This is a genomic window from Streptomyces sp. NBC_01320 (assembly GCF_035974375.1).
Lineage (GTDB): Bacteria > Actinomycetota > Actinomycetes > Streptomycetales > Streptomycetaceae > Streptomyces > Streptomyces yanii.
Genome location: NZ_CP108390.1, coordinates 24,079 through 49,619 on the forward strand (window position 1 = coordinate 24,079; position 25,541 = coordinate 49,619).

General features: G+C 68.6%; 19 protein-coding genes, 1 tRNA gene and 7 pseudogenes. 17 read left to right on the forward strand and 10 right to left on the reverse strand.

Annotation, left to right across the window (positions count from 1 at the left end; genetic code table 11):
- The first annotated feature begins 57 nt into the window (after positions 1-57).
- Positions 58-519 (forward strand): hypothetical protein, encoded by a 462-nt coding sequence (locus OG395_RS00105; protein WP_327241073.1) that lies wholly within the window; start codon positions 58-60, stop codon positions 517-519.
- 264 nt (positions 520-783) lie between these two features.
- On the forward strand, positions 784-2,016 hold the full coding sequence (locus OG395_RS00110; protein ID WP_327241074.1) for a tyrosine-type recombinase/integrase: 1,233 nt from the start codon (positions 784-786) through the stop codon (positions 2,014-2,016).
- Between the two features lie 191 nt (positions 2,017-2,207).
- Here OG395_RS00110 and OG395_RS00115 read toward each other — a convergent pair whose 3' ends face one another.
- Entirely contained in the window at positions 2,208-3,029 is an 822-nt protein-coding gene (locus OG395_RS00115) for a helix-turn-helix domain-containing protein (protein WP_266993466.1), read from the reverse strand.
- 127 nt (positions 3,030-3,156) lie between these two features.
- Between OG395_RS00115 and OG395_RS00120 the strand changes: the two genes are divergently transcribed.
- A complete protein-coding gene (locus tag OG395_RS00120; RefSeq protein WP_266993464.1) occupies positions 3,157-3,519 on the forward strand; it encodes a VOC family protein in 363 nt (120 codons plus the stop codon).
- A 26-nt stretch (positions 3,520-3,545) separates the two neighbouring features.
- Positions 3,546-3,965 carry an SRPBCC family protein gene (locus tag OG395_RS00125; protein ID WP_266993462.1) on the forward strand — a complete coding sequence of 140 codons (420 nt, stop codon included), beginning with the start codon at positions 3,546-3,548 and terminating at the stop codon, positions 3,963-3,965.
- Between the two features lie 57 nt (positions 3,966-4,022).
- On the opposite strand, the gene OG395_RS00130 is transcribed toward OG395_RS00125, so the two are convergent.
- From OG395_RS00130 to OG395_RS00140, 3 genes are all read right to left on the reverse strand, one after another.
- A complete protein-coding gene (locus tag OG395_RS00130; protein WP_266993460.1) occupies positions 4,023-4,145 on the reverse strand; it encodes a hypothetical protein in 123 nt (40 codons plus the stop codon).
- 90 nt (positions 4,146-4,235) lie between these two features.
- Positions 4,236-5,402, reverse strand: a complete 1,167-nt coding sequence (locus OG395_RS00135) for a winged helix DNA-binding domain-containing protein (protein ID WP_266993458.1) — start codon at positions 5,400-5,402, stop codon at positions 4,236-4,238.
- A gap of 82 nt (positions 5,403-5,484) precedes the next feature.
- Positions 5,485-6,633 carry an epoxide hydrolase family protein gene (locus tag OG395_RS00140; RefSeq protein WP_266993700.1) on the reverse strand — a complete coding sequence of 383 codons (1,149 nt, stop codon included), beginning with the start codon at positions 6,631-6,633 and terminating at the stop codon, positions 5,485-5,487.
- Positions 6,634-6,705: 72 nt separating this feature from the next.
- Between OG395_RS00140 and OG395_RS00145 the strand changes: the two genes are divergently transcribed.
- The 6 genes and pseudogenes from OG395_RS00145 (at position 6,706) to OG395_RS00170 (ending at position 12,980) form a co-directional block, all read left to right on the forward strand.
- Positions 6,706-7,659 (forward strand): helix-turn-helix transcriptional regulator, encoded by a 954-nt coding sequence (locus OG395_RS00145; protein ID WP_266993456.1) that lies wholly within the window; start codon positions 6,706-6,708, stop codon positions 7,657-7,659.
- 135 nt (positions 7,660-7,794) lie between these two features.
- Positions 7,795-8,789 (forward strand): annotated as a pseudogene (locus OG395_RS00150) (IS5 family transposase).
- A gap of 148 nt (positions 8,790-8,937) precedes the next feature.
- Positions 8,938-10,021 (forward strand): annotated as a pseudogene (locus tag OG395_RS00155) (integrase core domain-containing protein).
- 60 nt (positions 10,022-10,081) lie between these two features.
- A pseudogene (locus tag OG395_RS00160) lies at positions 10,082-10,489 on the forward strand (IS701 family transposase); the annotation flags it as partial.
- A gap of 436 nt (positions 10,490-10,925) precedes the next feature.
- The gene (locus OG395_RS00165; RefSeq protein ID WP_327241075.1) at positions 10,926-11,453 is read left to right on the forward strand and encodes a GNAT family N-acetyltransferase; all 528 of its coding nucleotides are present in this window, start codon (positions 10,926-10,928) and stop codon (positions 11,451-11,453) included.
- A gap of 90 nt (positions 11,454-11,543) precedes the next feature.
- Positions 11,544-12,980, forward strand: coding sequence for an IS1380 family transposase (locus tag OG395_RS00170; RefSeq protein ID WP_442818720.1), 1,437 nt, complete (start codon positions 11,544-11,546; stop codon positions 12,978-12,980).
- Positions 12,981-13,131: 151 nt separating this feature from the next.
- Here OG395_RS00170 and OG395_RS00175 read toward each other — a convergent pair whose 3' ends face one another.
- Positions 13,132-13,716, reverse strand: coding sequence for a DinB family protein (locus tag OG395_RS00175; RefSeq protein WP_089014494.1), 585 nt, complete (start codon positions 13,714-13,716; stop codon positions 13,132-13,134).
- A 5-nt stretch (positions 13,717-13,721) separates the two neighbouring features.
- Between OG395_RS00175 and OG395_RS00180 the strand changes: the two genes are divergently transcribed.
- Positions 13,722-13,850 carry a hypothetical protein gene (locus OG395_RS00180; RefSeq protein WP_257548903.1) on the forward strand — a complete coding sequence of 43 codons (129 nt, stop codon included), beginning with the start codon at positions 13,722-13,724 and terminating at the stop codon, positions 13,848-13,850.
- 379 nt (positions 13,851-14,229) lie between these two features.
- Positions 14,230-14,898, forward strand: a complete 669-nt coding sequence (locus OG395_RS00185) for a hypothetical protein (RefSeq protein ID WP_327241077.1) — start codon at positions 14,230-14,232, stop codon at positions 14,896-14,898.
- Positions 14,899-15,321: 423 nt separating this feature from the next.
- Here OG395_RS00185 and OG395_RS00190 read toward each other — a convergent pair.
- Together OG395_RS00190 and OG395_RS00195 are read right to left on the reverse strand one after the other, a co-directional pair.
- Positions 15,322-15,858, reverse strand: a pseudogene (locus tag OG395_RS00190) (GNAT family N-acetyltransferase); the annotation flags it as partial.
- Between the two features lie 636 nt (positions 15,859-16,494).
- Positions 16,495-17,328: pseudogene (locus tag OG395_RS00195) on the reverse strand (IS256 family transposase); the annotation flags it as partial.
- Here OG395_RS00195 and OG395_RS00200 point away from each other — a divergent pair.
- Positions 17,309-17,635 (forward strand): annotated as a pseudogene (locus OG395_RS00200) (DDE-type integrase/transposase/recombinase); the annotation flags it as partial. The pseudogenes OG395_RS00195 and OG395_RS00200 overlap by 20 nt on opposite strands.
- A gap of 7 nt (positions 17,636-17,642) precedes the next feature.
- Here OG395_RS00200 and OG395_RS00205 read toward each other — a convergent pair.
- Entirely contained in the window at positions 17,643-18,926 is a 1,284-nt protein-coding gene (locus OG395_RS00205; RefSeq protein WP_327241078.1) for an IS701 family transposase, read from the reverse strand.
- Positions 18,927-19,128: 202 nt separating this feature from the next.
- Between OG395_RS00205 and OG395_RS00210 the strand changes: the two genes are divergently transcribed.
- Together OG395_RS00210 and OG395_RS00215 are read left to right on the forward strand one after the other, a co-directional pair.
- Positions 19,129-19,200: transfer RNA gene (locus OG395_RS00210), tRNA-Gln, on the forward strand.
- Between the two features lie 3 nt (positions 19,201-19,203).
- Complete coding sequence (locus OG395_RS00215; protein ID WP_327241079.1) at positions 19,204-21,507, forward strand: hypothetical protein; 2,304 nt, start codon at positions 19,204-19,206, stop codon at positions 21,505-21,507.
- 149 nt (positions 21,508-21,656) lie between these two features.
- Here the strand turns inward: OG395_RS00215 and OG395_RS00220 are convergent, their stop codons facing one another.
- Positions 21,657-21,944, reverse strand: a complete 288-nt coding sequence (locus OG395_RS00220) for a hypothetical protein (RefSeq protein WP_327241080.1) — start codon at positions 21,942-21,944, stop codon at positions 21,657-21,659.
- A gap of 483 nt (positions 21,945-22,427) precedes the next feature.
- On the opposite strand from OG395_RS00220, the gene OG395_RS00225 reads away from it, so the two are divergent.
- Positions 22,428-24,134, forward strand: a complete 1,707-nt coding sequence (locus OG395_RS00225) for an IS1182 family transposase (RefSeq protein WP_327249211.1) — start codon at positions 22,428-22,430, stop codon at positions 24,132-24,134.
- Positions 24,135-24,189: 55 nt separating this feature from the next.
- On the opposite strand, the pseudogene OG395_RS00230 reads toward OG395_RS00225, so the two are convergent.
- Positions 24,190-25,280 (reverse strand): annotated as a pseudogene (locus OG395_RS00230) (integrase core domain-containing protein).
- A 22-nt stretch (positions 25,281-25,302) separates the two neighbouring features.
- Here OG395_RS00230 and OG395_RS00235 point away from each other — a divergent pair.
- The gene (locus tag OG395_RS00235) at positions 25,303-25,509 is read left to right on the forward strand and encodes a hypothetical protein (RefSeq protein WP_327241081.1); all 207 of its coding nucleotides are present in this window, start codon (positions 25,303-25,305) and stop codon (positions 25,507-25,509) included.
- The last annotated feature ends 32 nt before the right edge of the window (positions 25,510-25,541 follow it).

Consider the following 25,541-nt stretch of genomic DNA (forward strand, 5'->3'; position numbering starts at 1 on the left):
GAAGAACCGGGGAACGATCTCAGCACTTGGCCGATCGAGCGCCTTCAAGCGTTCGCAATGGACGCCCGCAGCTGGCAGCTTGAAGCAGTACGTGTCGTCGCACAGCAACACGCCTACTACTCCGACCAACCGCAGGAAGCCCGTCGGCAGTGGGCCAAGCTGTCACTGCTGGCCAACCGGCGCACACACGGTGACGGTCCGGGAGATCCAGCGCGCGAGGCCCAACAGGACTTCATGCTCCGAATGTGGGTCATCGACCGTCTCGGTCCCGACGACAAGGATCCCGACTGGAGCCCCGAGAAGTTGGCGTCCGACACACTCGACGCCCTGGCTCTCACACCACCACAAGCCACTGCTCTCGCCAGCCACTGGCGTGATCTTCCCATCGAGCAGGTCCGCGAGCTCCGGCAGCACAAAAACCTGACGGCCCATCTGGACAGGCTCACCGACCGCCTGCGGCCCGGCCCAACACGAGATCAACTTCTCCTCTGGACCGAGATCCGCCGACTCCTGCCCTGACCTGCTGTTGGCCGATCAGACGCTCCCCGCCGGCCTCAACCCGAAGTTCAGAGAATACGTGAACACCCTCATGCTCCAGGACATCCTCGGCGAACCGGAGTGGGCCGACCTCCTTACGCCCGCCGACCGGCGCGGCCTGATCCGCTGTTCTGGTCGCACGTGCGCCCTTATCTGGACACCTTCGAGTGACGCCTGAACCGGCGCCGTGGCGATCGAGGGGCGGGCTTCGTTGGGTCATCCGAGTGCAGGCTCGGGGAGGCCGGTGTGCGGGTGGTCAAGGAACGCGATGGCGGTGTCGTTCGGCGAGTGCGGTTGGTCGACGGCGACGGTGAGTTGGTCGCGGCGGCCTGCCGGTTCCTGGATCATCTGGTCGACCGGGGTTTCTCGCCGCACACGATCTGTGCGTACGCGTACGACCTGCGGCGTCTGTTCACCTTCCTCGCTGCTGAGGGCATGGACTGGCGCGAGTTCCGGAGCCCGGATGCCTTGCGGCTGCTGGCGTCCCTGCGGCGGGCACCGTCGCGGCGGCCGGCCCAGCGACTGGGCCTGACGGTGGTGGTCGGCGGCCCGGAAGCGCCGGGCAGTCTGCTCGCGCCGGCGACGGTGAACCGGATCTTGGCGGCGGTCTCCAGTTTCTACGACTGGGCGGTGGTCGCCGAGGAGTACGACGGCGACTCCCCGATGCAAAAGCGCCTTGACCCGGCACTTGCCCGGGTGCCGGACCGGCATCAGCCGTTCATGGGCCGCGCGAGCCGACAGCAGCCGATGCGCCGCACGGTGACGGTCAAGCAGCCGCGGCGACTGCCACGTCCGGTGGACGAGGCGGTGCTGGAGCAGTTCATCGGCAGTCTGAAGCGGCTGCGGGATCTGGCGGTGTTCCTGCTGATGCTGGACGGCGGGCTGCGGCCGGGCGAAGTGCTGTCGCTGCACCTGGACGACATCTCCTACGGCCGCCGCCGGGTGACGGTCCGCAAGCGCGACGACCACCCGCGCGGGGTCCGCGGCAAGTCCCGCACCGAACGGGTCGTGGACCTGCACGAGCCTCGCACCCTGGACGCGGTCAGCCGCTACGTGATGCAAGATCTTCGCTATGAACTCGCTGAACGACACCACCTGGGTAACAACACGGGCGGACCTCGTCTCCTACATCAGACAGCTCAGCCAAGAGGCCGAGGTCACTTCCAGCGGTTGGGAGAACCAATCACTGGACCACTACCTCGAAGCGCTCAGTTCCTGGACCAACGATATGGACGGCTACTTCATCAACCGCGGAGAGCCCGTTCCCGACCGGCCCGACTGGAGCTTGATCGCCAGCATGTTGAGAGCGGCTTGCTTCTACGGGTGAGCCCGCACTGTCCCAGAAATCGTCCAGATAAATCTCCCTACGGCGAGGTCAATCTCGACATGGAACGCCGCCTGGACCTCACCGTCGGCGCCACCGTGCCCGGGCCGCGCGCCCCCGCGGAGGGGCAGCAGGCCCGGTCGGGTAGGCCGTAGAGTCGGCGGCGGATCTGCTGGGGTAGATCAAATGCCTTGAACACGCGCGGATCTGCGAACACGACGTTGTGCGCGACCTGGCCGCCGGTGACCGTGAGGCACCGGTGGCATCTCCAGAACCGCCTCGTGATCCTGACCCTAACGGCCGGACGGGCGCCGGTAAGACGTATCGGGCGCGCTCCTCCGGCTCCTCAAAGCGATTCTGGGGCGAGGAGCCGCCGCAGTGCCGTTGGTGTGTGGCCGAGGTATTGGCGCATGGTCCGGCAGAGGTGGGCCTGGTCGGAGAAGCCCAGGTCGGCGGCGAGGGTGGCGAGGCTGTCCTCGCCCGCGTCCAGACGGTCGAGGGCCCGGCCGACACGAACCCGGTTGCGATAGCGGGTCAGGGAGACTCCCAGCTCGCGGGTGAAGGAGCGGCTCAGACGGTACGGCGAGACGCCGAGGAGCTCCGCGAGCGGCAGCAGCCCCTCGGAGGCGGGGTGGGCCTCGCCGATCGCGTGCCGGGCCGCGGCGACGAGCGTCGCCTCGTCCCTGCCGGGACGGACGCCGGACGGTATGGCACCGTCGACGGCCTGGCCGACGCCGGCGGAGAGCAGTCCGAGGAGCTCCTCGGTCACCGCATGGTCCACGTCGCCGGTGTGGGCGGACGCGAGGACGCGGCGGTGGGCCAGGTCGAGGCGGGCGTCCACGTACACGCTCTGCCGAGCCGGGCGAGCGTCCTCACCCGCCACAACCCTCCACAGAGCGGGCGTCAGGCTGATCGAGGTGCACTCGTCGCCCCCGGCGGCCGGGTGCGCGAATCGCTCCTCCTCGCCCGGCACGCCGAGATAGGCCACGGTCGGGTCGACCTCGGCCGGGGCGCCGGCCGCCTGCCTGCGGAACCGGCCGCGCCGCACGAGCACCACCCGGTAGTCCTCGCGCACCGCCACCTCCGACCAGCGGGTGTGGTCGTCCCGGCAGCTGACCGTGGTGATGCGGAAGTCGGGCCGGGTGGAGAGGACGGTGGAGGTGAGCACTCTTGAACGGTACGTCGGGGGTCTGACAGTCGCCCCGCGCAAGGATCTTCAAGACCGGGATGGGGCGTGGCAAGCAAGCTCAGCGGCGTCGTACTTAACCCCGTACCGCGCTCAAGGAGTCGCCGTCATGTCCGCTCTCGCGAAGATCAGCACCGTCGTCATCGATTGTGGTGACCCGGTCAGGCTCGCCGAGTTCTACAGCAAGGTCACCGGTTGGGAGATCACCCACAGCGGCGAGGACTTTGCCTCCCTGGGCAGCGGGGAGCACCCCGGCCTGGCTTTCGTACGCATCGAGGGCTACCGGGCCCCCGGCTGGCCCGACGACGCCAAGCACGCCCACCTCGACCTCACGGTCTCCGACCTGGAGGAGGCGGCCAGCCGGATCCTCGCCCTCGGAGCGTCGAGGCCCGAGTTCCAGCCCGGCAAGGACCAGTGGGTCGTCCTCACTGACCCAGAGGGACACCCGTTCTGCCTCACCACCGGTGCCTGACAAGTCACCCGACAGGAGAAGATCACATGGCTCACATCCACAAGGACTTCCTGATCAACAACAGCCCGGAGAACGTCTGGGAGGCCCTGCGCGAAGTCGGAGCCGTGCACCAGCGCCTGGTGCCGGGCTTCGTCACGGACACCCGCATGGAGACGGACACCAGGATCGTGACCTTCGCGAACGGTGTCGTCGTGCACGAGCTGATCGTCGACATCGACGATGCGGCCCGCCGGGTGGCCTACGCGGTGGTCGGCGGCTCGATGGCACCGAAGCACCATCACGCCTCGATGCAGGTCCTCGCCGACACCGAGGGGCGCAGCCGGTTCGTCTGGACGATCGACGTGACGCCCGACGAACTCGCCGGGCCCATCAGCGAGATGGCCGAGCAGGGCGCGCGCATCATGCAGGAGACGCTGAAGGCCACCCCGGTCCCGACGGACAGGTAGGGCCCTCGCACCGGGGGCCGGACCGAGGGGTTCTCGGTCCGGCCCCCGGCGTTCCGATCACAGGTCGAGCTGGTACTGGACCGTCTCGTGCGTGGGTACGTAGCCCAGGCTCTCGTTGACCTCAGCCGGCGTCGACGCGTGGCGGGCGCGGGCGTCGAAGGTACCCGGCGTGCGTCTCATCCCCGAGGCGTACGAGACGGAGCCGGACGTGGGTTCGGCCCCGCTGCGCGACCAGGACTGACTGCCGTCGGCTTCGGACAGGCCGCCTAACTAGGCGTGGCCGCCCACGGTGACCGGGGCGAAGGTGAGTTGCGGCTTGGCCTGAAGGATCTCGCCGATCCGGGCCACCCGGTGCTCAAGCTCGTCGCGTTGCGCGGCGGTGAGGCGCACCAGGGACTCCACGGTGACGTCGAGCTTGTGGCCGGAGCGCCGCTGGTGCCAGAGTCCGCCGACCACGCCGTCAACGATCAGCAGCTGGAAGTTGCCCGGCAGCACCCGCTCACCGACGCGGCCCGGGTAGAGGAGTTCCGGTGGCTGGTTGCCAACCCGGTAGGCATAGCCGTCAAAGTAGGGGAGCAGGTGCAGGCCGCGGGGCGGAGTGTCGGGCATGGTGGTGTCGTCGGCCAGCACCCAGGCTGGGGTCCCTTCGACCTCCACCGGCTGAAGCTCGTCCGCCAGCGACGCGAAGAGCTCGCTGGCCCAGCGGACCGGGGCGTTCAGCCAGTGCGCGAACCGCTGGGGAGTGGACGGGCCGTAGGCGTGCAGGTAGCTGGTCACCACATGGGTCAGGGCAGCCCGGGGATCGGCCGGTGGGAGGCTGGGCAGCCAGCGGGCCGGGTTGGTGTAGGTGACCTTGCGGCCCCGGTTGGGACCGAAGCACAGCGTTCCTCGCAGCCCGGCCACGTGCAGCACCTGACGCCAGCGTGGCCACAGACCCTGGAAGCCGGGGATGACCAGGTCGCCGGCCCAGGGTCCGGTCCTGCGGATCACCTCCTCGCTGAGCTCGTCGATGGTGAGCTCCGCGTCGCGCAGGGCGTCCCCGATGGCGGCGACCACCTCGGCGGCCTGTTCCTCGGTGACCCGGACGTGCGCGGGGAGGGAGGACTTCGGCTCTGGGACGGCACGGAAGGCCGCGACCCACAGCGGTAGGTCGCGGGTCGGGAACAGGTGCACGGTCCCCCGTTGGCCGAACGTCTTGACCAGGCTCTGCTCCGACCAGAGCGCTTCGCGCACGTCGACCCGGGTGGCGCCGGATATGCGGAGCCCGATGGCGAGTTCGGCGGCCGACAGGACCTGGGCGTGGGTACCGGCCATGGCACCGACGATGTCGGCGGGCCGGGCAGTTGCCGAAGGGGCGCTCAGCGCGTGGCGTTCCAATCGGCGGGCGCACACCTGGGACCAGGTGAAACGTGGAACCTTGGGCAGACGTTCGGACATGCGGGCAGGACTCCTGGGGGCGAGCGGTTCACGGGGGGCCGGCGGCACAGCCCCGGTTCCTCGGGCACTGGGCGGTGACGGTTCAGCGGACCAGCCGGAAGAACGCCCGGATGTCATCGACGAGCAGGTCGGGGGCCTCCATCGCGGGGAAGTGGCCGCCGCGGTCGAACTCCGACCAGTGCACCACGTTGTGCTCGCGTTCGGCGATGCGACGCACTCCCGGGTCACCGGGGAAGACGGCGACGCCGTGCGGCACCGCGGACGCGGTGACGGCCGAGCCCCAGGACTTCGCGCTCTCCTTGTACAGCCGGGCCGAGGAGGCGGCGGTGCCGGTCAGCCAGTAGATGCTCACGTCGGTGAGCAACTGGTCCCGGTCGACGGCGTCCTCGGGGAGCTCGTGGGAGGGGTCCGTCCACTCCTTGAACTTCTCCGCGATCCACGCCAGCTGTGCGGCCGGCGAGTCGGTCAGGCCGAACGCGACGGTCTGCGGCCGGGTAGCCTGGATGATCGCATAGCCGCTGCGGTCCTGGTCCTGGTACTGCCCGAGCCGCTCCAGTTCGACCGCCGACAATCCGTCGAACTCTGCCGGGTCGCCGGTCGGGAAGCCCAGTCCGCCGTTGACGTGCACCCCGGCGACGTGCCCGGGGGCGACACGGCCGAGTTCGGGCGAGATCACGGCGCCGCTGTCGCCGCCCTGGGCGCCATAGCGCTCGTAGCCCAGACGCCGCATCAGCTCCGCCCAGACTCGCGCGACCCGGTGCAGGTCCCAGCCTGGCTGAGTGGTCGGCCCGGAGAACCCGAACCCCGGGATGGAGGGAGCGACGACATGGAACGCGTCGGCGGGGTCGCCGCCGTGGGCCCGCGGGTCGGTGAGCGGGCCGATGATCTTCATGAACTCGGCGACCGAGCCCGGCCAGCCGTGCGTGATGATCAACGGGAGTGCGTCGGGCTCGGAGGACCGCACGTGCAGGAAGTGGATGTTCTGCCCGTCGATCTCGGTGGTGAACTGGTCGAACCGGTTGAGCGCGGCCTCCTGCGCGCGCCAGCCGAAGCCGGAGCGCCAGTACTCGGCGAGTTCCCTCGCGTACGTGACCGGGACGCCGTAGGACCAGCCGACGCCGGACAGTTCGTCGGGCCAGCGCGTGCGCGCCAACCGCTCGCACAGGTCATCCAGATCGGCCTGCGGGATGTCGATGCGGAAGGGGCGGATGGCGGGGCCGGTGCTCGTCATGCTGTTCATGGGAAGAACGCTACGGGTGAGCCAGGACAGATACGGTCCTAGGTGTGAGGGAGACTTTCCGTTATGCGGGAAACCTCAGCGCGCCTTCTGAAACTGCTGTCCCTCCTCCAGAGCCACCGCGACTGGTCCGGCACGGAACTCGCCGAACGGCTCGGCGTGACCCCACGCACGGTGCGCCGGGACGTGGACCGGCTCCGCGCACTGGGCTACCCCGTGCACGCCAGTGCCGGGGTAGCCGGTTACCGGCTCGGCGCCGGGACGCAACTGCCGCCGCTGCTGCTCGACGACGAAGAGGCGGTGGCGGTCGCCGTGGGCCTGCGCACGGCCGCGGGCGGAACCGTGGCCGGGATCGCCGAGACCTCCGTACGCGCGCTCGTCAAGCTCGAAGGCGTCCTGCCGTCCCGCCTCCGGCACCGCGTCCAAGCGCTCCAGTCGGTGACGGTGCCGCTGGCGCAGGGCGGACCGATGGTCGCGCCGGACACCCTGACGGCGATCGCGGCGGCCTGCCGGGACCACGAGACCCTGCGCTTCCACTACCGCTCCCATGACTCCACCAAAACCCGCCGCGAAGCCGAGCCGCACCGCCTGGTGTTCTCCGGGCGCCGCTGGTACCTCCTCGCCTACGACACCGCGCGCGCCGACTGGCGCACCTTCCGCGTCGACCGCCTGACCCTGCGTACCCCCAACGGCCCCCGCTTCACGCCTCGCCAGGCTCCCGCCCTCGACCTCGCCGACTACACCTCCCGCGCCTTGTCCACCGCCCCCTACCGCCACCAGGCCCGCTTCACCGTCCACGCCCCGGCAGCCCAGGTACAAGAGCGCATGCCCGCCACAGCGGCGACCATCGAGCCACGCGACGCACAATCCTGCACGGTAACGGCCGGCGCGCACTCCCTGGACGAACTGGCCCTGTGGATGGGCCTGCTGGCAGCCCCGTTCACCGTGCACGAGCCACCCGAACTGGTGGAACACGTACGGGAACTCGCGGCCCGACTCGCAGCGGCGACACGCGACTGACCCCGCCCGCACTGCCCCGCCCTGACCGCATCGTCCCCGCGGGCCCTGGGCCGCGGACTAGGGCGTGTTCCAGGTTCAGATCACTGTTGGGTCAAATCGCTCCGCCGGAGTGGCTCGGGGCGGTAGACATCCGGGGTGACGCGAGGCGATCTGACGGATGCAGAGTGGGAGTTGTTCGAGCCGCACCTGCCGCTCGGCGTGAGCGGACCGATCCCTGACCTGCGTAAACAGTTGAACGCGGTGATGTGGAGGTTCCGGACCGGGAGCCCGTGGCGCGACATCCCCGAACGCTACGGGTCCTGGTCCACCGTCTACGGCCGCTTCCAGAAGTGGGCCCTTGCGGGCACCTTCGAGACGCTGATGGAGCGGATGATCGCCGAGGCGGCCCGGCGAGGACAGGCCGATCTGGACCTGGTCAGCGTCGATTCCACCGTCGCACGCGCGCATCACCACGCGGCCGGCATGGCCGTCGACCCCGAGCTCCTGGAGGAACTGGTGAAAGCCGCCGAGGAGGAAAAGGGGCTCCAGCAAAGGGACAATCCGCCCAGGTGACGGTCGAAGGCGACCCGGTCGAGGAAGCGTTACGTGCCGAACGACGACGGATACGCCGCCGCCACAAGGCCCGCCTGAAAGCTGCCGCGTTGGGGCGCTCGCGGGGCGGGCTGACGGTCAAGACGCACCTGGCCACCGACCGGCGGTGCCGCCCGCTGTCGTTCGTGGTGACGCCGGGACAGGCGGCCGACAGTCCGCGTTTCGCCGCGGTCCTCGGCCGAGTCAGGATCCGTGGGCCGGTCGGTCGGCCCCGCACCCGCCCCGGGGCCGTCGCCGCCGACAAGGCGTATTCCTCCCGCGCGAACCGCTCCTACCTGCGTAAACGCCGGATCCAGGCGGTGATCCCGGAGAAGAAGGACCAGGCCGCCCACCGCAAGAAGCGAGGCTCGAAGGGCGGCCGCCCCCTCTCTCACGACGCCGAGCTTTACAAGGAGAGGAACACCGTCGAGCGCGGCATCAACAAGATCAAGGAATGGCGAGGGCTGGCCACCCGCTACGACAAGACTCCTACCAGCTACCTCGCCGGACTCCACCTACGCGGATCGATCATCTGGCTCCGGAGTCTCCGCCCCACATGATCCGAACCTGGAACACGCCCTAGTACTGCAACGACACTCCGTGACGTTGTGGACGCTTGTCCCGCTCGAAAATACGATTTAGCGGCTGTGGCCTGCACGTTTGCTGATCCTGGCGACAAGGCCTCGACTGGCCTGCGACGATCTGCGGATGTCGCTGTCGGCCGTCGCCACGCTCGTCCGGAATCTGATCACCGTGCCCGCTGCCGTACTGCGCAGCCGTATGGCCAAAGATGCGGAAGTTCTCGCGCTCCGGCATGAGAACGCGGTGCTGCGCCGGCAGATCGCCCGGGTCTGCTACGAGCCCGCCGACCGGATCTGGCTCGCCGCACTCTCCCGGCTGATCCCGCGCGAACGCCGGCGCCAGGTCTTCGCGGTCACCCCCACCACACTGCTGGCCTGGCACCGTCAACTCCTCGCCCGCAAGTGGGCGTTCACCCAACCGCCGCCCCGGCCGACCCTCCACCGCGCCCGCCGTCAAGCAACTCATTCTGCGCCTGGCCCACGAGAACAACACCTGGGGCCACCGCCGGATTCAGGGCGAACTCGCCCGCCTGGGCTACGCGATCGCCCCGTCCACAGTCCGGGAGATCCTGCATGCCGCCGGCATCGACCCCGCCCCGCAGCGCCCCGGGCCGACCTGGCGCCAGTTCCTCACCGACCAGGCCCACAGCATCATCGCCGCCGACTTCCTCCACCTCGACACCGTGTCACTCAAGCGCCTCTACGCCCTGGTCGTCATCGAGCACGGCACCCGGCGCCTCCACCTCGCCGGCGTCACCGCCCATCCCACCGCGCAATGAACCGTCCAGCAGGCCAGGAACCCCGCCGTGATCCTGGACCGCCCCATCGACTCGCTGCGATTCCTCCTCCGGGACCGGGACAGCAAGTACACCCGTGCCTTCGACGCCGTCCTCGAGGCCGACGGCGTGGAGATTCTGCTCAGCCCACCACGGGCACCCAAAGCGAACGTGAACTGCGAGCGAGTCGTGGGCACCCTCCGCCGCGAGCTCCTCGACCGCATGCTCATCTACAACGAGACCAACGCCGTGAAAGTACTGACCGAGTACATCCAGCACTACAACGGACACCGTCCCCACCAATCCCGCCAGCAGCTACCCCCGGACAGCGACCAACCGTCCAACCCGGCCGCCATCACCGACCTCCAAGCCCACCGGATCCGGCAACAACCCATCCTCAAAGGATTGATCAACCAGTATCACCGCACCGCCTGACCAAACCACACCACCGCAGCTCACAGCACCGAATCGTATTTTCGAGCGGGACAGGACCAGCTGGTCGCCGCGCTGCCCCGCCAGCGGTGGAAACGGATCTCCGGCGGGGCCGGCGCGCACGGTGAGCGGATTTACGACTGGGCGCGTGTCGCGATCCGCCCGTACTGGGAGAACGGCTTCGGGCACTGGGTGCTGGCCCGACGCAGCGTCAGCGACCCGAGCGAGATCGCCTACTACGTCTGCTACGGCCCGGTCGCCTCCCGACTGAAAGACCTGGTCAAAGTGGCTGCCGCGAGGTGGGCGGTGGAGGAGTGCTTCCAGACCGCGAAGGGAGAGTGCGGTCTGGACCACTACCAGGTGCGGCTCTACCGGGCCTGGTACCGCCACATCACCCTGGCCATGGCCGCCCTCGCCTACCTGACCGCCATCCGCGCCGCAGAAGCCACAAAGGGCACTCTCGACGACGAGCAGGACCTCATACCCCTCAGCGTCCCGGAGATCCGCCGGTTGATGGGCCACGTCGTCGTCACGCGCCACTGCCACAGCAACGAGCACCATCTGCACTGGTCACGCTTCCGACGACGCAGCCAGGCCCGAGCCCGCCGCTCCCACCACAAACGCCGAGGCCACATTCTCCAAATGCGGTTGCAGTACTAACCTCGCCGTTTCGGTTGAGATGAGGCCGGAAGCGGGGAGGAAATACGAAAATGCCTTCTGAGCTGGGACGATGAACCTTGTCGAGGGGTTCTGTCGGTCCAAGCGGAAGGCACTTTCTGCGTGCAGGGTATCGAGAACACGAGCTGCGCGATCGACTCGATCCTCCGGCGGGCGTAGGGTGCGGCGGCGCGGGCACCCTTGCATAGGCTGGCTGTCTCATCCGACGCACCGCGACGAGGATCAGCCCATGCGCAGCGGCACCAGGATCCGCCTGATAGAGCCCACCGACGCCGCCCCGATCGCCGCGCATCGGGTGCGGGACTTCGAGGCTTTCCGGCCGTGGGAACCGGCCCAGCCGGCCGACTTCTTCACCCCGGAGGGCCAGGCGGAGCGGATCGACAGCCTGCTGGCCGGATACCGGGCCGGCGCGGTCTGGCCGGGCGTGGTGCTCGCCGACGACCAGGTGATCGGGCAGGTCACCGTCGGAGGCATCCTGCCTCAGCCGCACCTGCGCCGCGGCTCCGTCGGATACTGGATCGCCAGCGTCGCCCAGAATCAAGGGCACGCCGGGCACGCCGTCGGGCTTGTACTCCGGGTGATGACGGACGAACTCGGGTTGCACCGCGCCGAGGCGTCCACCAATCTGGAGAATCTGCCGTCGCAGCGGGTGCTGCGCCGCAACGGGTTCAGCCCGTACGGCGTCGCGCACTCCTCGATCTTTCTCGACGGGAGCTGGCGGGACGGGCTGCTGTGGGAGCGGGTCCTCGGCGACTAACCTCGCCGCTTCGGTTGAGATGAGGCCGGAAGCGGGGAGGAAATACGAAAGTGCCTTCTGAGCTGGGACGATGAACCTTGTCGAGGGGTTCTGTCGGTCCAAGCGGAAGGCACTTTCTGCGTGCAGGGTATCGGTTCTCGTCCCAAGCTCCATGTCTCCACTGACGGTTCGGGGGTGGTCGGGCACGCGGGCGCACGTTTGCTGGCAGATCTTGCCGATGCCACCGGTCTGACCACCGCCTACTCCACTGCGCTCAGGCCGCTGCGACCGCGTGGCACCGGGCACGATCCAGGTCGGACCGCCACCGATCTCGCGGTGATGCTCGCCGACGGCGGTGAGGCGATAGCGGATCTGGCCGTGCTGCGGGACCAGGGCGAGGTATTCGGACCAGTCGCCTCCACGCCCACCGCCTGGCGGTTGCTCGCCGACACCGACGGGGCAGTACTCGCTTCGCTGCGAGCGGCCCGCGCCTCAGCCCGGGAAGTCGCCTGGATGCAGGCCGCCGAGACCGGCCAGGGCATACCCGCCGTCCAGGCCGGCGGACGAGAACTTCCCGGCCTGGTCCTGGACCTCGACGCCACGCTGATCACCTCCCACTCGGAAAAGGAACAGGCCGCGCCCACTTACAAAGGCGGCTTCGGCTTTCATCCGCTGCTGTGTTTCCTCGCGAACACCGGCGAGGCCATGTCTGGCCGACTGCGGCCCGGCAACTCCGGAGCCAACACCGCCGCCGATCACATCGCGGTGCTGGACGACGCCCTCGCCCAGATCCCCGACGCTCACCGGTACGGCACCCAGATCCTGGTCCGCGCCGACAGCGCCGGATCCGCGAAAGCCTTCCTCACCCACATCCGGACCTTGCGCGAGCACGGGTTGAACCTGCGGTTCTCGGTCGGATACGCGGTCACCGAGCCAGTCCGTCGTGCAATCCGCTCACTGCCCGAAGCTCTCTGGCATCCCGCCTTGGACCAGAACGGGACACTGCGAGACGGCGCCGAGGTCGCCGAACTGACCGGCATGGTCGACCTCGCCGGTTACCCGGTCGGCACCCGCATCACCGTGCGGCGCGAGCGACCGCACCCCGGCGCCCAACTGTCCCTGTTCGATCACGACGAGGGCCTGCGGCACCAGGTATTCCTTACCGATACCCCTTACTCCGGCGGCGGCTCCGCACAGTTCCTTGAGGTCCGCCACCGCGGACACGCCACCGTCGAGGACCACATCCGGTGCGGCAAGAACACTGGCTTCGGCCGCTTCCCCTCCCGCCATTTCGACGTCAACGCCACCTGGCTTGAACTCAGCCTCACGGCGATCGATCTCCTCGCCTGGGCCCGCGTCCTCCTGCTGGATGGCGAACTCGCCGCCGCCGAACCCAAGAAACTTCGCTACCGGCTGCTACACGTTGCCGCCCGCCTCACCCGCGGTGGACGCCGCCTCCGCCTGCGGATCTCGGCGACCTGGCCCTGGAGACACGAACTCGCCGACGCCCTCCATCGCCTTGCCGCACTGCCCCGACCAGCCGGCTGACCGACAACCCCCTGCCCGCCCACGACCCGAAGGACCCTGGAGAACCCGACCACCGCGCCGGGCCTCCGCCATGCCCAAACAGCCAAATCACCTCGCCCACCCGACGGCTGACGATCAGCGACGACTCATCACCCCAACCGAAACGGCGAGGCTAAGCCTTGATTGGTGCGGCCGACCTGGCGGCCTGCTCGATCTTCGCGCAGTAGGCTGCACGGGCTTCCTCGTCGATCTGCTTCTCGTGTTCGGCGCGCAACCCGGTCCGGCCGTCGAGGCCCTCGCGCAGGATATCGGCGTGCCCTGCATGCCGGATGGACTCGCCGAGGACATGGACCATGATGGCGAACAGGTTCGTGTCGGCATAAGGCTCCGGCCACCACGGCACGTGGCCGGGGGCGTCGAGGGGAAGCTCGTTGATCGTCGCGTCCGAGTGTTCCCACGTGCGCCGGTAGAACCCGATGATCTGATCGCGGGTCTCGTCCTCGGTCGCCCACAGATCGCTGCCGTTGGAGTCCTGCCACCGGGGCAGCGGTTCCGGGGAAGGGCGGTCGAAGACCTCGCCGAAGTACCTGGCCTCGACGGTGGCCACGTGTTTGACCAGGCCGAGGAGGTTGGTCCCGGTCGCTGTCAAAGGTCGGCGGGCGTCGTATTCGGACAAGCCGTCGAGTTTCCAGAGCAGCGCCTTGCGGTCCCGCCGCAGTCTCCCGTGCAGGTTGTCTTTCGCGAATTCATCGATCATGCGGCATGAGCCTGCCATGGGCTGCTCGTGGTCTCAAGATCCCGTACGTGGTCCGCAACGACTGGCAGAGCCGAGGCCTGGCCATGGCCGCCGCCCTGACCTGCTACAAGAAGCTCGCGAAACTTGCCACGTGAGACAACCTCTTATCCGACTCCTCACTGCGCGCGAATGCCTGCAAGTTGACGAGTGCTGGATCTGGTCGCCGCTTCCGTCTCCCGAGCACGCCCGAGTACGCCGCACGGCGGTTCAGCAGTGACGGCGCCCCGGTCAGTCTCGTTGTTGCATGACCCGCATCTGCTGGTTCCTCACCCTGAGGGGGAGGGTGAGACATCACTCGACTGGCACATGAGGGCTCTACTCGTGCGTACTATCTCTAGGCACTGCTGCACATTGCGGCAGTTATGTCCTGCGGGTGTCCCAGTCAGCACAGCCTGGGCACCTGCCTCCACCCGCTCGCGTACCGGGTTCGTGCCTTTCACCGCCGTACCCGCGAGCTGCAGAAAGGCCCATGACATGTCTGAAATTCAGGCCCAGGCCACAGGACTGACGTCGCAGTACATCGCCCAGGTGACGGGCGACCTTGAGCGCAACGTCAAGGAGCAGGAACGTATCGGTGCGGAAATCGAGGCGCTGCAGGAGCAGTTGGGTGCCCTGCAGCACGACCACTCGGTGCTGGTGAGCATGCGGGAGGCACTCGGCGGCGCGAACGCAGCCGGCGAGGCAGACACCACGGCCGCGCCGACCGTACCGCGTCAGGCCACCGCCGAACCCTTGCAGAGCAAGCCGAAGAAGGCGGCCGCCACGAGCGCAAAGGCGACGGCATCCAAGAAGAGCGCCGCCAAGGCCTCCTCCGCCAAAGCCCCGTCCGCCAAGGCCTCCTCCGCCAAAGCTTCTTCCGCGAAGGCACCCAAGACAGACACCAAGCCGACCCTCGTCAACCTGATCCGCGGCCACCTGGAGCAGCAGAGCGAGCCGCGGTCCGCCACCGAGGTCTCCGCCGCGCTCACGCAGGCCCACCCTGACCGCGGCGTCAAGACCACCGTTGTGCGTACCACCCTCGAAGGGCTGGTCGCCAAGAGCCAGGCTCAGCGCACCAAGCAGGGCTCGTCCGTCTTCTACACCGCGACGGCCGCCTCGGAGCCTGCTGCGGCCGAGCCTCAGCAGGAGGCAGTGGCCGGCTGACAACCCGAAGCAGCGCACATCTCCTGCGCTCGTCGCGGATACCGTGCACGCCCGGGACTGAAAGCCCGCAGCAGCGGTGTGCGGGCAAGAAGAGAGGGGCAGTGGCCAAGATGTGGCGAGTGCCCCTTCAAGTTGAAGAGAGTCTATTACGGTCCGCGCTGGGAAGCATTTTCCCTAGTCAAGGCTGCCCAACCTGCTGGCGCCGCGTCAACGACAGGCCGCTGGACGCAAGCCGGAAGCCGTCTCGCCGTGGACGGGCGGGTCGGGGCGCGGGACTCCGATGCGCCACCCAGGGCGCCGGGGGCTCGGCGGTGTCCGCGGCGCCCTTGAGCCAGCCCTTGAAGCCGCCGCTCTTACCACCGCTGGGGTTTCCGGTGTGGGCAGTGCCGTCGGTTCCGCCAACGCTTGCGCGAGTTCCGTCGAAGACCACACGCCGAACCACTGCTCGGCGCCGTACGCCTCGAATCGCTCCAGCTCGGTGAACCCGAGCTTCGCCGCGAGGCGCATCGAGCGGGCGTTGGCGGTCTGGGTGTAGAGCACCACCGGCTCACCGGGAAGCGCGTCGGCGAACCAGTCGAGTGCCGCTGCGCACGCCTCGGTGGCGTACCCGCGTCCCCACGCCTCCGGCAGGAACAGGTAGCCGAGTTCGGTCTCCCCGGCCTCCCGGCGGTTACCTGGACGCTCGGGGTCTTGCGGGTCGAGCTGGATTGTGCCGATCGTCGCTCCGTCGAGCTCGACCACGAAGAAGCCAGGGCGCCGCCCAGGTACCTCGGGCACCGTGCGTTCGAGCTCGGCATGCGGTCGAGGGCCACCGAGGTAAGTGCCCACCTCTGGCGAGGCGTTCAGCTCGATGACCGTCACGCGGTCCCGGGCCTCGGACTCGCGGAGTACGAGCCGCTCGGTCTTGATCGGGGCAGGTGGCCAGGCGAGGGCTCTGTGGTCGGCTCTGTGGTCGGTCATGCCAGCCAACCTAACCAGCAGGCTCAGAAGCGATCAACACTCGCCGAACACATCCGTCTCCTCCGAGCAATAGTCAAGACTTGTGGACGAGTTCTATGACTCGGATCGTTCTTGGCTGCGTGATACTAGAGGCTGGTGTGCGCCGACTCAGGCGTTGAGTGGTACGACGCAAATGGGATCAGATCCACCCAGGTAGAGCATGTACCCCGCGTACTCCATATCCAGGTCCATCCTCTCCGGCGGCACGACGTAGAGTCCTGCGGTGGGTTCGGGAGCCCAGCCGAGCTTGCGGGGAGGGCGGTACTCCTCGTAGTGCCCCACGTAGAGCCGGGTCGGCGGGATCGAAACGGTGCAGTCGTCTCCAATACGGAGGGTGGATCCAGATGGTTCCAGACGATATGGGCTCCATTCCTCACGGGAATAGGCATGAGGTAGTGCGACTTGCCCGTTCCATCGGAAATTGGAGGAATCGTCGACCGCCCTCCACGGCCATTCCAGCGTGATGTAACGATCCACTCTGGCCACCCGAGCCACTGCTGACTGGCAGGAGACGATCACTTCGTCGCCGATCCGAGGAACCATGTGTGATCACCCTTGTTCCGGTGGTGGATAGGGGAAGGATGGCCGCCCTCCCGCTTACGCAGCCCGCTCCTGCTGCTCGACCAGGATCCCATTCTCGAACCTCGCGCCAGCCCGGACCAGGGCCACCAGGTGGGCGCCGGTGATCGCGCGCCATCGGACCTGGGCGGATTCAACGAGCTTGAACACCATGGCGAGCGCTGCGGCCGGGCTGCCGGCGCCGCGGGTGACCTTGGTGCGGAGCTTGACGGTGGAGAACGTCGACTCGATCGGGTTCGTGGTGCGTAGGTGGATCCAGTGCTCGGCAGGGAAGTCGTAGAACGCCAGCAACTCCTCCCGATCGTCGGTGATCTTCGCGGCAGCCTTGGGCCACTTGGTGCCGTAGGTCTTCTCGAATGCTTTGATGGCCTTCTCGGCGTGGGTGCGGTCCTCGGCGTTGTATATCTCCTGCATGGCCTTCGTTGCGCCCGGCTGTGCGGACTTCGGCAGGGCGTTCGTGACATTTCTGGCTTTGTGAACCCAGCAGCGTTGATGGCGCGTGGCGGGGAATACCTCGGCCAGGGCCTTCCACAAGCCCATGGCACCGTCGCCGACGACCAGCTCCGGGTCGCGCATGCCGCGTCGGCGGCAGTCACGCAGTAGGTCGGCCCAGGACTCGGTGGACTCCCGCAGGCCCTCGGCCAGCGCGATCAGCTCCTTGGTGCCGTCTACGCGGACGCCAAGCAGGACCAGGACGCAGGAGTGCGCCTGCCCGAGCCGGACCTTGGGGTGCACGCCGTCGGCCCATACGTAGACGAAGTCGCGGTCGGAGAGGTCCCGATCCTGGAAGGCTGCGTGGTCCTCGCCCCACATGAAGAAGACCCGGTCGGTGCCCCGGGTGATCGTCACCGACAAGCTCCGCTCCTACGGCGCCGCCCACCGCCACGAGATGCCGTCGGTCGAACACCGCTCGCACAAGGGCCTGAACAACCGGGCCGAGAACTCCCACCAGCCGACGAGGCAACGCGAGCGCGCGATGAAAGGCTTCCGATCGGTGGGTGCCGCACAACGGTTCCTGGCCGCGTTCAGCGGCATCTCACCCCACTTCCGACCCCGCCGTCACCTCCTCACCGCCCCGAACTACCGCGCCGAGATGATCATCCGCTTCGCGATCCGGGACCAGATCACTGGCGTCGCCAGCCTGCCCGCCGTAGCCTGAGCCGCTGTCACCACCGAAGCCGAAACGCGTCGAACCGGCTCACACCCTCGAGCACTCGCTCAACCTGACAAAGCCCCCGGCGGAGCTTGGCGACCATGTCGGACAGGGCCGGCTCGGCCTTGGTGGTGTACCACGGGGCCCGCTCGCGGCGCTCGGCGACGTCGCGGGGGTGGTGGCCGTGCAGCGCGTACCAGGCCACGGTGATCGTGTAGCAGTACAGACCGAACGGGACGGTGCGCTCGACGGCCGAGCGGGTGCGGTTTTGGGCCTGACCGACGCCGAGCAGGTCGCGGGCCTCGGCGAAGGTGACCTCGATCGACCAGCGTGACGCGTAGCGGGCGATCAGGCCGGCCGCGCGGGTGGTGAGGTCGGTGGTGACCAGCGCCAGGTCGTAGCCGGTGTCGGTGGTGTCGTCGCGCAGGAGGATCACGCGGACGGTGCGGGTGTGGAAGGAGCCGTACCACAGGCAGGTGGTCTCGGCCAGGTGCACGGTGTCGGTCCGCTGATACCGCTTGACCTCGGTCCTGGTGAAGGCGGCGGTGGTGGCCAGGTCCTTGGGTGTGCCAAGGCGTTCGCCCTTGAGGGCGGGTCGGCCGCGGCGCCCGGTGGGCGGCGGGGCCAGGTCGTACAGCACCGCGCTCGCGGGCAGGCGGGTGGTGAACGTGCAGGTCGCGGGCAGGTCGCGGAGCGCCTTGCCGTGGTAGGCGGCGTCCGCGACGACGTGGATGCGCCGCCCGTGGTGGCAGGCGGCCAGCAGGCGGATCATGGACGCGGCGAGGCCGACCTTGGACTGCTCCTGCTTCGGGCGCCACAGCCGGGCCATCACCGGCAGGCACACCGGCCTTGCCAGGAACGGCAGTTGGACCACGATGCCGACCACCACGAAGCAGGTCCCGCGCCCGACCGGCTTCGGACCCCGGGCCGCGCCGTCGTGCTGCCAGGCCGCGCCGAAGACTTTCTTCCCGCGCCGCTTGAACAGCGTGTCGTCCACCGCCACTGTCAACAACCCATCTGCTGGCAGGAGTTGGCGCACAACCAGATGGGAGAGGGAGATGCCCAGCAGGTCGGGGTTCCAGCTCGCGCGGGAGAAGAAGGCGTGGGCACGGTCGTGGGACCAGGCGCGCGTCAATCCCGCGCCCGTCACCATGCCGGTCACCGTGCCCCGGCCGGTCTGCGCGATCAAGCCCGTGACCAGCGCGGCGAAGGTGGTGAAGGTCGGTGTGGTGAAACAGCCCCGCAGGAACGTCAGCACCGCCAGCAGCGAAGCGGGTACGGTCGTGTCCGGAAGCATCGGCGGGTCCCTCTCAGCAGGCGACGCAAGCACCGCCGATGCTTCTCTGCTGTCCCGCCCCGCACCGCCAGATCAGGCCCCCATCACCCACCCGAGCGACCCCAACGACGATCAACGGAAACGTCGAAAGTCGAGTGACTTGCGAACCCAAGGAAAAGCCGGTTGTGGGGTGATCACCCCGGCGTCTAACGTCTACCTTCATCGGCGTGTAGCTCAGCAGTAGAGCACCGGGCTCTGGACCCGGAGGGCGCAGGGGCGGAACCTGCCACGTCGGCTTATGAATGACAACGCTGAGCAGCAGCCTCTCACCGCGGCCCTGTCCTATCCGGAGGGCCAGCTGGCCAAGGCCTTCATGACCGCGTTGACCCATGAGGACACAGGCACCCGGCACCGCGCCGAGGTGCGCGGGCAGCGCTGGCGGCAGGTTCTGGCGGCCATGGCCTCAGGCCGGCTGTCGGTCGGTTCGCGTACGCCCGTGGTCGGGCTCCCGCCCTGGGTAACTCCTGAGGTGATGCGGGGCGGCTTCGCCACAGGGACCGCAAGCGCGGGCGGCCCGCTCCAGACGCACGAGACCGAGGCCGCGCGGAGTTTCGGGGTGCCCGCTGAGCGGCGCACGCTCTTCGCCTACTGCCTCACCGAGCCTGGACTCGCCTGGTTGTGGGACCGGTTGGACAGCGGCAGCTACGAGATCGGTGTGCCCGAGGAGGCCGCGCTGCTCACCATGGCCTGGCTGGTGCGCCATGGTGAGACCAGCGCGGCGCTCGACCTCGTGGCGGAACTGGAGCCGTTCGCCGACCGGCTGCGGTTCCTGCCGCGCCCGGCGGACGGGCCCGCGCCGGACGCCACCGCGGCTGTCCATCGGCACACTGTCTCCGAGGCCGTCGACACCTTGATACGGCGGCGTCCCAACGCGGCCGTCGAGACCCAGCGCGAGGCGCTCGCCGTGTGGCAGCCGTTCGGCGACGAGCTGCTCGTCCACTGGCTGCGGACGGCGCGGGACGGGGAGGTGCTCGCACATGTCCCGGACGCCGACTGGCTGGCGCAGGGCGAGGTTCTGCTCGGCCGCTACCGGCTGCTCGCCGCGGAACACACCCGCTGCACCAAACACCGCGACCCCAAGAAGAACCTGGGCATTCTGCGCGGCGCGCTGGAGGAGGTCGTCGCCGGACGGCCGCTGGAGGCGCGCCGGCTCGGTCTGCTGCGGCACGCGGTGCAGTCCATGGTGCGGCGGCGCGGTCTGCCCGGCTCGGTCATGCACACGGCCTTGCGCCGGCGCCAGGCCAGGCAGGCGGCGCTTCCCTCCCACCACGCCCTGGCCCAGCTGATGCTGCGTCGGCTCGCTGTACTCCCGCAGGAGACGGGCATCACCGACGTCGCCCCGCTCCTGGGCACGGTGACCGAGGAGGAGAGCCGGGAAACCGGCCTGCCCGCCGGAGCCGTTGTACCGGCCGCGATCGGCCAGGTGGTCGAGTCCGCGCTGAGCGCACCGCTCGGCACGCTCGTGGAGCGGGGCGTCGTCCCGTCCTCCGAGGTCCTGGCCGAGCTGGTGCCGCAGTTGGTCGCCGCCACCACCGCACACACGTACGGCGACGAGACGCTGCGAGCTGTGATGGCCGCCAACTACCGGGCGTTCCGCAACCGCCGCTCATTGCTCCTGCTCAATCTGGAACGGCAGGTACGCGTCGAGGAACTGCCCTGGGTACGAGCTGTGTCGGGGCAGCGATCGGCGGTACTGGGCACGTCGGACGGCGAAGGTGCCCTCGCCGTGCTGCGACAGCTGGGCGAGCTGGCCGTGCAGGCCTTCCCGGGTACGCTCCTGCCCAACCCGCTGGTCCGCGAGTTCGGTGTTCTTGAGCGCCAGTGCGACCTTGGGGCCCCGTTCGTGGAGGAGCTGGCTGCTGACATCTTCATGGGCACGTTCAGCCCGAAGTTCCTCAAGGCTGCGCGGGTCGCGGGCGAACTGCTCGCCGGCACGCTGTACGAGCGTTACTACGGCATCGACTACTCGGCCATCCGCAATCTGGCGATCACCGAGATTGGCGAGGCCCTGACCCGTTCGACCAGCGTCCGTACCTCTCCCGGTTTCGGGCGGCTGTGCGCCGAGCGAGCAGGAACGGCGGCGTCCCGGTGCTGGTCGGTCCCGGCGAACGGGACGGTGATCGAGCAGGCGCAGATCCTCACCACGCACAACCTGGCCACGCTGGTCCACCGGGTGGGCATCGCCCCACAACCCGGGTGGGCCGACCTGGCGCGCCGCTGCTTCGTGACCGTGTGCCGGCTGACCGCCCGTGTGCACCGCAACCCGCGGCCGTTGGGCACGATCAAGGACGCTGCGTACGCATGGCGCCAGATGGTATTCCACCTGTCCCTGTGCCCACCGGAGGAGCAGCGGCGGGTCATCGCAGGCCTGAGGGAGGAGACGGCCCGCCACCCGGCCCATGTCGCAACCCGGCTTGCCCCCGCCCTGGTGGGCCTGGCCCTGGTCGCCGAGGGCGGCACCTTCGGCAGTGACGGAACGGCAGACGCCGGACGTGCCCGGCGCTTTGTGGGATGGAGCACCGACGGGCACTGGATGCGGTGAGGCGCCGAACGGGCTCCGCATCTCATGATGCCCCACCGGCACAGCGTACGGGCGTGGCATGGCCGGGGCTGGCCCGTACGAGTACGCAGAGCGGTGTTCGGTGAAGGGACCACAGGGCGTGGTGCTGTCCTCGCGCCAGCGCCTTCGGGCTACCTCAGGGTGACGGGCTGGGCCGTTTCGTGGGCCCAGTTTCCCTCGAAGAGGGTTGCGAGCAGGCTGTCGTGCTCGGCGGGCAGCTGTCCGGCCCGCTTCTTCGTGCGGGCTTTGGCCAGCCACGGGCCGATCTGGACCCTCTCGCCGTCCACGGTGATCGATTCGCGGGCGGCGGGGGCGCGCCCTTCGCGGTGGAGGAAGAGTTCGAGGAGCTGGACGGTCTGTTCGAAGGTGGACAGACCCGTCCGCGGCGATGATGCGACGGTCGTGCAGGTTTGTGTCATCGGTCGCTCGCACCTCGACACTGTGGCCGTTGGGCAGCGTGGCGAGTGCGATGGCGATGATCGGCCGCTCCTTGGCGCTGGCTCTCTTCGAGATAAGGATGCGACAGATGGAAGTGGCCTCCAGGATCCATCGCAAGTTCTCGGCCTTGAAGTACGGGTCGACCAGCAGCCCCTCGCCGGCGGCTGCCAGGCGAGGGGTGAGCACGGTGTAGACGAGTGGATCGTCAGGGCTCAGTGCAACGTCGTTCACGACTGGCTCGGAAACCGTGTGGAGTTGCTCGTCGGCTCCGCTCAGGCGGAGCACGGCACGCCCCTTGTGGGTGAGCTTCAAGCCCTCGGCGTGCGGGATCTTGGTGGCTAATTCGAATTCGGTTGCTGTGACGCGGAGTTGATCGCCGTAGGAGCGGTGGTTCCAGCGGATGGGATCATGCTGGTCGTTGATCTTGTCGTGGTTCCTTGGGGATCGGAGTGTGTGTCGTGTCGATGCAACCGCAGTCCTGGCCTGAGCCGGATCCGCAGGTCGCGGCGGCGATCCGGGCGATGTATCGGGGCAGGCGCGAGGCGCCTCTGGCGGTGCAGGTTCGTGACCGGCTCGGGGAGCTGTTCCCGGACGCGGCCTTTGCTGACGCGTTCGGCCAGGTGGGCAAGCCGGGCTGGTCGCCGGGGCGTCTGGCGCTGGTCACAGTGCTGCAGAAGGCTACGAACCTGACGGATCGGCAGGCTGCTGACGAGGTTCGCGAGAACCTCGCCTGGAAGTACGCACTCGGCCTGGATCTGGAGGATCCGGGCTTCGACCACAGCGTGCTGTCAGAGTTCCGCTCCCGTGTTGTCGCCCACGGCCTGGAGGAACGTGTGCTGGACCTGTTGCTGGAGCGCCTGCAGACCCTGGATCTGGTGCAGGCGGGCGGCAGCCAGCGCACCGACTCCACACACATCGTTGCCGCGGTGCGGGATCTGAACCGGCTCGAGCTGGTCGGCGAGAGCGTCCGCGCTGCCCTGAACGCGCTGGCCGCCGCATGCCCCGAATGGGTCGATCAGGTGCTGGTGGTGGAGGACTGGAGCCACCGCTACGCGGACCGGATCGACAACTGGCGACTGCCGAGTTCCAAGACCAAGCAGTACGAACTCGCGCTCGCCTACGCCGCCGACGGCTTCACGCTGCTGCAGGCCCTCTACGCGCCCGCCTCGCCGGGGTGGCTGCGCGAGCTGCCCGCGGTGCAGACCCTACGGTGCGTGCTGGTGCAGAACTACACCCGCACCACCGACCGGGCCGGCAGGCTGCGGATCCGGCAGCGCGAGCGGACCGACGACGGCGGCGACGGCCTGCCGCCCGCCCCGATACGCCTGGCCTCTCCCTACGACACCGACACGCGTTGGTCCGCCAAGCGTGACCTGTTCTGGAACGGCTACAAGCTGCACGTCTCGGAGACCTGCCACCCGCAGGCCGACGGCGACCGGCCGACCCGCCCGAACCTGATCACCAACGTCACGACCACCCGTTCCACCCTGCCGGACAGCAAAGCCCTGGACCCGATCCACCAGGCCTTTCGCCGCCGCCACCTGCTGCCCGCCCGGCACTACCTCGACTCCGGCTACCCCAGCGCCGACCTGATCGTCTCGTCCGCCAAGGACTACGGCATCGCCTTGGTCACCCCGGTCCTGCTCGACACCTCCCGCCAGGCCAAGGCCCAACAAGGCTTCGCCGCACACGACTTCACCATCGACTGGGATCGCAAGCGAGCCGTCTGTCCGGCCGGAAAGATCAGCGCCACCTGGAACAACGTCGCCCAGGAAGGCGTGGCCAAGACCGTCGTCGCCTTCGCCGCCCTGGACTGCATCCCCTGTCCGACCAAGGAGCAGTGCACCAGCTCACGAAAGGGCCGCCGGCTCAGCCTCTACCCCCGTGAGCTCACCGAGGCCATCCGCACCGCCCGCGCCCAGCAACAGAACGGAACCTGGCAACGTGACTATGCGCTCCGCGCCGGGGTCGAGGGTGCCATCCGCCAGGCCACCCACACCACCGGCCTACGCCGAGCCCGCTACCGCGGCCTTGCCAAGACCCACCTCGACCACACCACCAGCGCCACCGCCCTCAACCTCATCCGACTCAACGCCTGGTGGAACGGCCACCCCCTCGACCGCGGCAGCCACAGCCACCTCGCCAGACTCCAACTCCGCCTCGCTGCATGACAGTTGGGATTAGCCACCAAGATCGTGCGGGTGCCGAATATTACGTCCTCGCAGGTCAACCGGCATGAGCGTACTCATGGATGACGCCGCCGAGTCGATCACGTCGATGGACTTCGAGGTGGTCGACTCGGTCCGGCTCGGTGATCGGTTCGGGGACTGGCCGAAGCGGCGCCGCACTGTGCAGGGTGCGGTGAGGCCGATGCCCGTTATAGAAAGACTCGAACTCGCGGAGCGCGTGCAGCAGGTGGGACTGGTTCCAGATCAAGGTACGGTCGAGGAGTTCGCGCCTGCAGGTCTGCACCCAACGTTCCATGACCGAGTTCATCCGGGGAATGCGGATGCCGGTAGTGACGACCTCAATGCCCTCGGCGGCGAAGACGGCGTCGAACGCGCGGGTGTACTTGCTGTCGCGGTCCCTGATCAGGTGCGTGACCGTGGCGCCGGCATCCTGAAGGTCCATCACCATATTCCTCGCGACCTGGATGACCCAGGCCGCGGTGGGGTGGGTGGTCACGCCGAGGATGCGGACACGACGGTTGGCGTGCTCGATGACGGCGAAGACGTACACGCTCGCGCCGTTCAGGGTGGTGGCAGTGAAGAAGTCGCAAGCCAGGATCGCGTGTGCCTGGCTACGCAGAAACATGGCCCAGGTCTGGCGGTCGCGTTCGGGCGCGGGCCCGATCCCGTGCGCCCGCAGAATCTCCACACGGTGGAGGGTGCGACCTTGATGCCGAGGACGGTGAGTTCGCCGTGGATGCGCCGGTAGCCCCAGCCTGCGTTCTCGTGGGCCAGGCGCAGGACGAGAGCCTGGATGGCGCGGCGGGTCGGCGGTCTGCCGGGCCGCTTGCGGCGGGAGGCGTCGGCATGGCGGCGGCGCATGAGATCGCGGTGCCACCTCAGGATCGTGTCCGGCGAGACGATCAGGTGCAGCTGCCGCAGCTTGGGTCTGGGAAGCCGGTGCAGGAGCGCGGCAAGAAAGGCACGGTCCGCTGCGTTGACGCGCGGCCTGTCGATCTGCCGCTGCAGGACGGCCAACTGGTGGCGCAGCGTCAATATCTCGATGTCCTTGTCAACATCGCTCATCGGAAGCAGCCGCATGAAGGCGAACACGCTCGACACGGCGAGGTAGGGCAGTCGCAGCAGCACGATCCAGCAGCCTGACACGCCCATGCGGCGAACGTTTGCCACTCACGAGAACACGCAGTTCAACGGCTATGGATGGGGATTTCGGCACCCGCACCACGTCGAACACCTACCCGACGGCACCGAACACCGCACCGGCATCTGGATCACCAACCAGAAAGCCCGCCGCGACCGGCTCGATACCGGCCAGCTCCGCGCGCTCGCCGAGCTGGGAATCGACTGGGCTCGGTAGCCAGCAGCCCTTCCCAGGGGCGGAGCGCCATC

Excerpts from the sequence above, each read along its gene's own strand:
- OG395_RS00215 (WP_327241079.1), top strand. The coding sequence starts at position 19,204 with ATGAATGACAACGCTGAGCAGCAGCCTCTCACCGCGGCCCTGTCCTAT.
- OG395_RS00235 (WP_327241081.1), top strand. The coding sequence starts at position 25,303 with ATGCGGCGAACGTTTGCCACTCACGAGAACACGCAGTTCAACGGCTAT.
- OG395_RS00165 (WP_327241075.1), top strand. The coding sequence starts at position 10,926 with ATGCGCAGCGGCACCAGGATCCGCCTGATAGAGCCCACCGACGCCGCC.
- OG395_RS00130 (WP_266993460.1), bottom strand. The coding sequence starts at position 4,145 with ATGAGACGCACGCCGGGTACCTTCGACGCCCGCGCCCGCCACGCGTCG.
- OG395_RS00135 (WP_266993458.1), bottom strand. The coding sequence starts at position 5,402 with ATGTCCGAACGTCTGCCCAAGGTTCCACGTTTCACCTGGTCCCAGGTG.
- OG395_RS00145 (WP_266993456.1), top strand. The coding sequence starts at position 6,706 with ATGCGGGAAACCTCAGCGCGCCTTCTGAAACTGCTGTCCCTCCTCCAG.
- OG395_RS00125 (WP_266993462.1), top strand. The coding sequence starts at position 3,546 with ATGGCTCACATCCACAAGGACTTCCTGATCAACAACAGCCCGGAGAAC.
- OG395_RS00120 (WP_266993464.1), top strand. The coding sequence starts at position 3,157 with ATGTCCGCTCTCGCGAAGATCAGCACCGTCGTCATCGATTGTGGTGAC.
- OG395_RS00105 (WP_327241073.1), top strand. The coding sequence starts at position 58 with ATGGACGCCCGCAGCTGGCAGCTTGAAGCAGTACGTGTCGTCGCACAG.
- OG395_RS00205 (WP_327241078.1), bottom strand. The coding sequence starts at position 18,926 with ATGCTTCCGGACACGACCGTACCCGCTTCGCTGCTGGCGGTGCTGACG.
- OG395_RS00140 (WP_266993700.1), bottom strand. The coding sequence starts at position 6,633 with ATGACGAGCACCGGCCCCGCCATCCGCCCCTTCCGCATCGACATCCCG.
- OG395_RS00175 (WP_089014494.1), bottom strand. The coding sequence starts at position 13,716 with ATGATCGATGAATTCGCGAAAGACAACCTGCACGGGAGACTGCGGCGG.
- OG395_RS00225 (WP_327249211.1), top strand. The coding sequence starts at position 22,428 with ATGCAACCGCAGTCCTGGCCTGAGCCGGATCCGCAGGTCGCGGCGGCG.
- OG395_RS00220 (WP_327241080.1), bottom strand. The coding sequence starts at position 21,944 with ATGACACAAACCTGCACGACCGTCGCATCATCGCCGCGGACGGGTCTG.
- OG395_RS00180 (WP_257548903.1), top strand. The coding sequence starts at position 13,722 with ATGAGCCTGCCATGGGCTGCTCGTGGTCTCAAGATCCCGTACGTGGTC.
- OG395_RS00185 (WP_327241077.1), top strand. The coding sequence starts at position 14,230 with ATGTCTGAAATTCAGGCCCAGGCCACAGGACTGACGTCGCAGTACATC.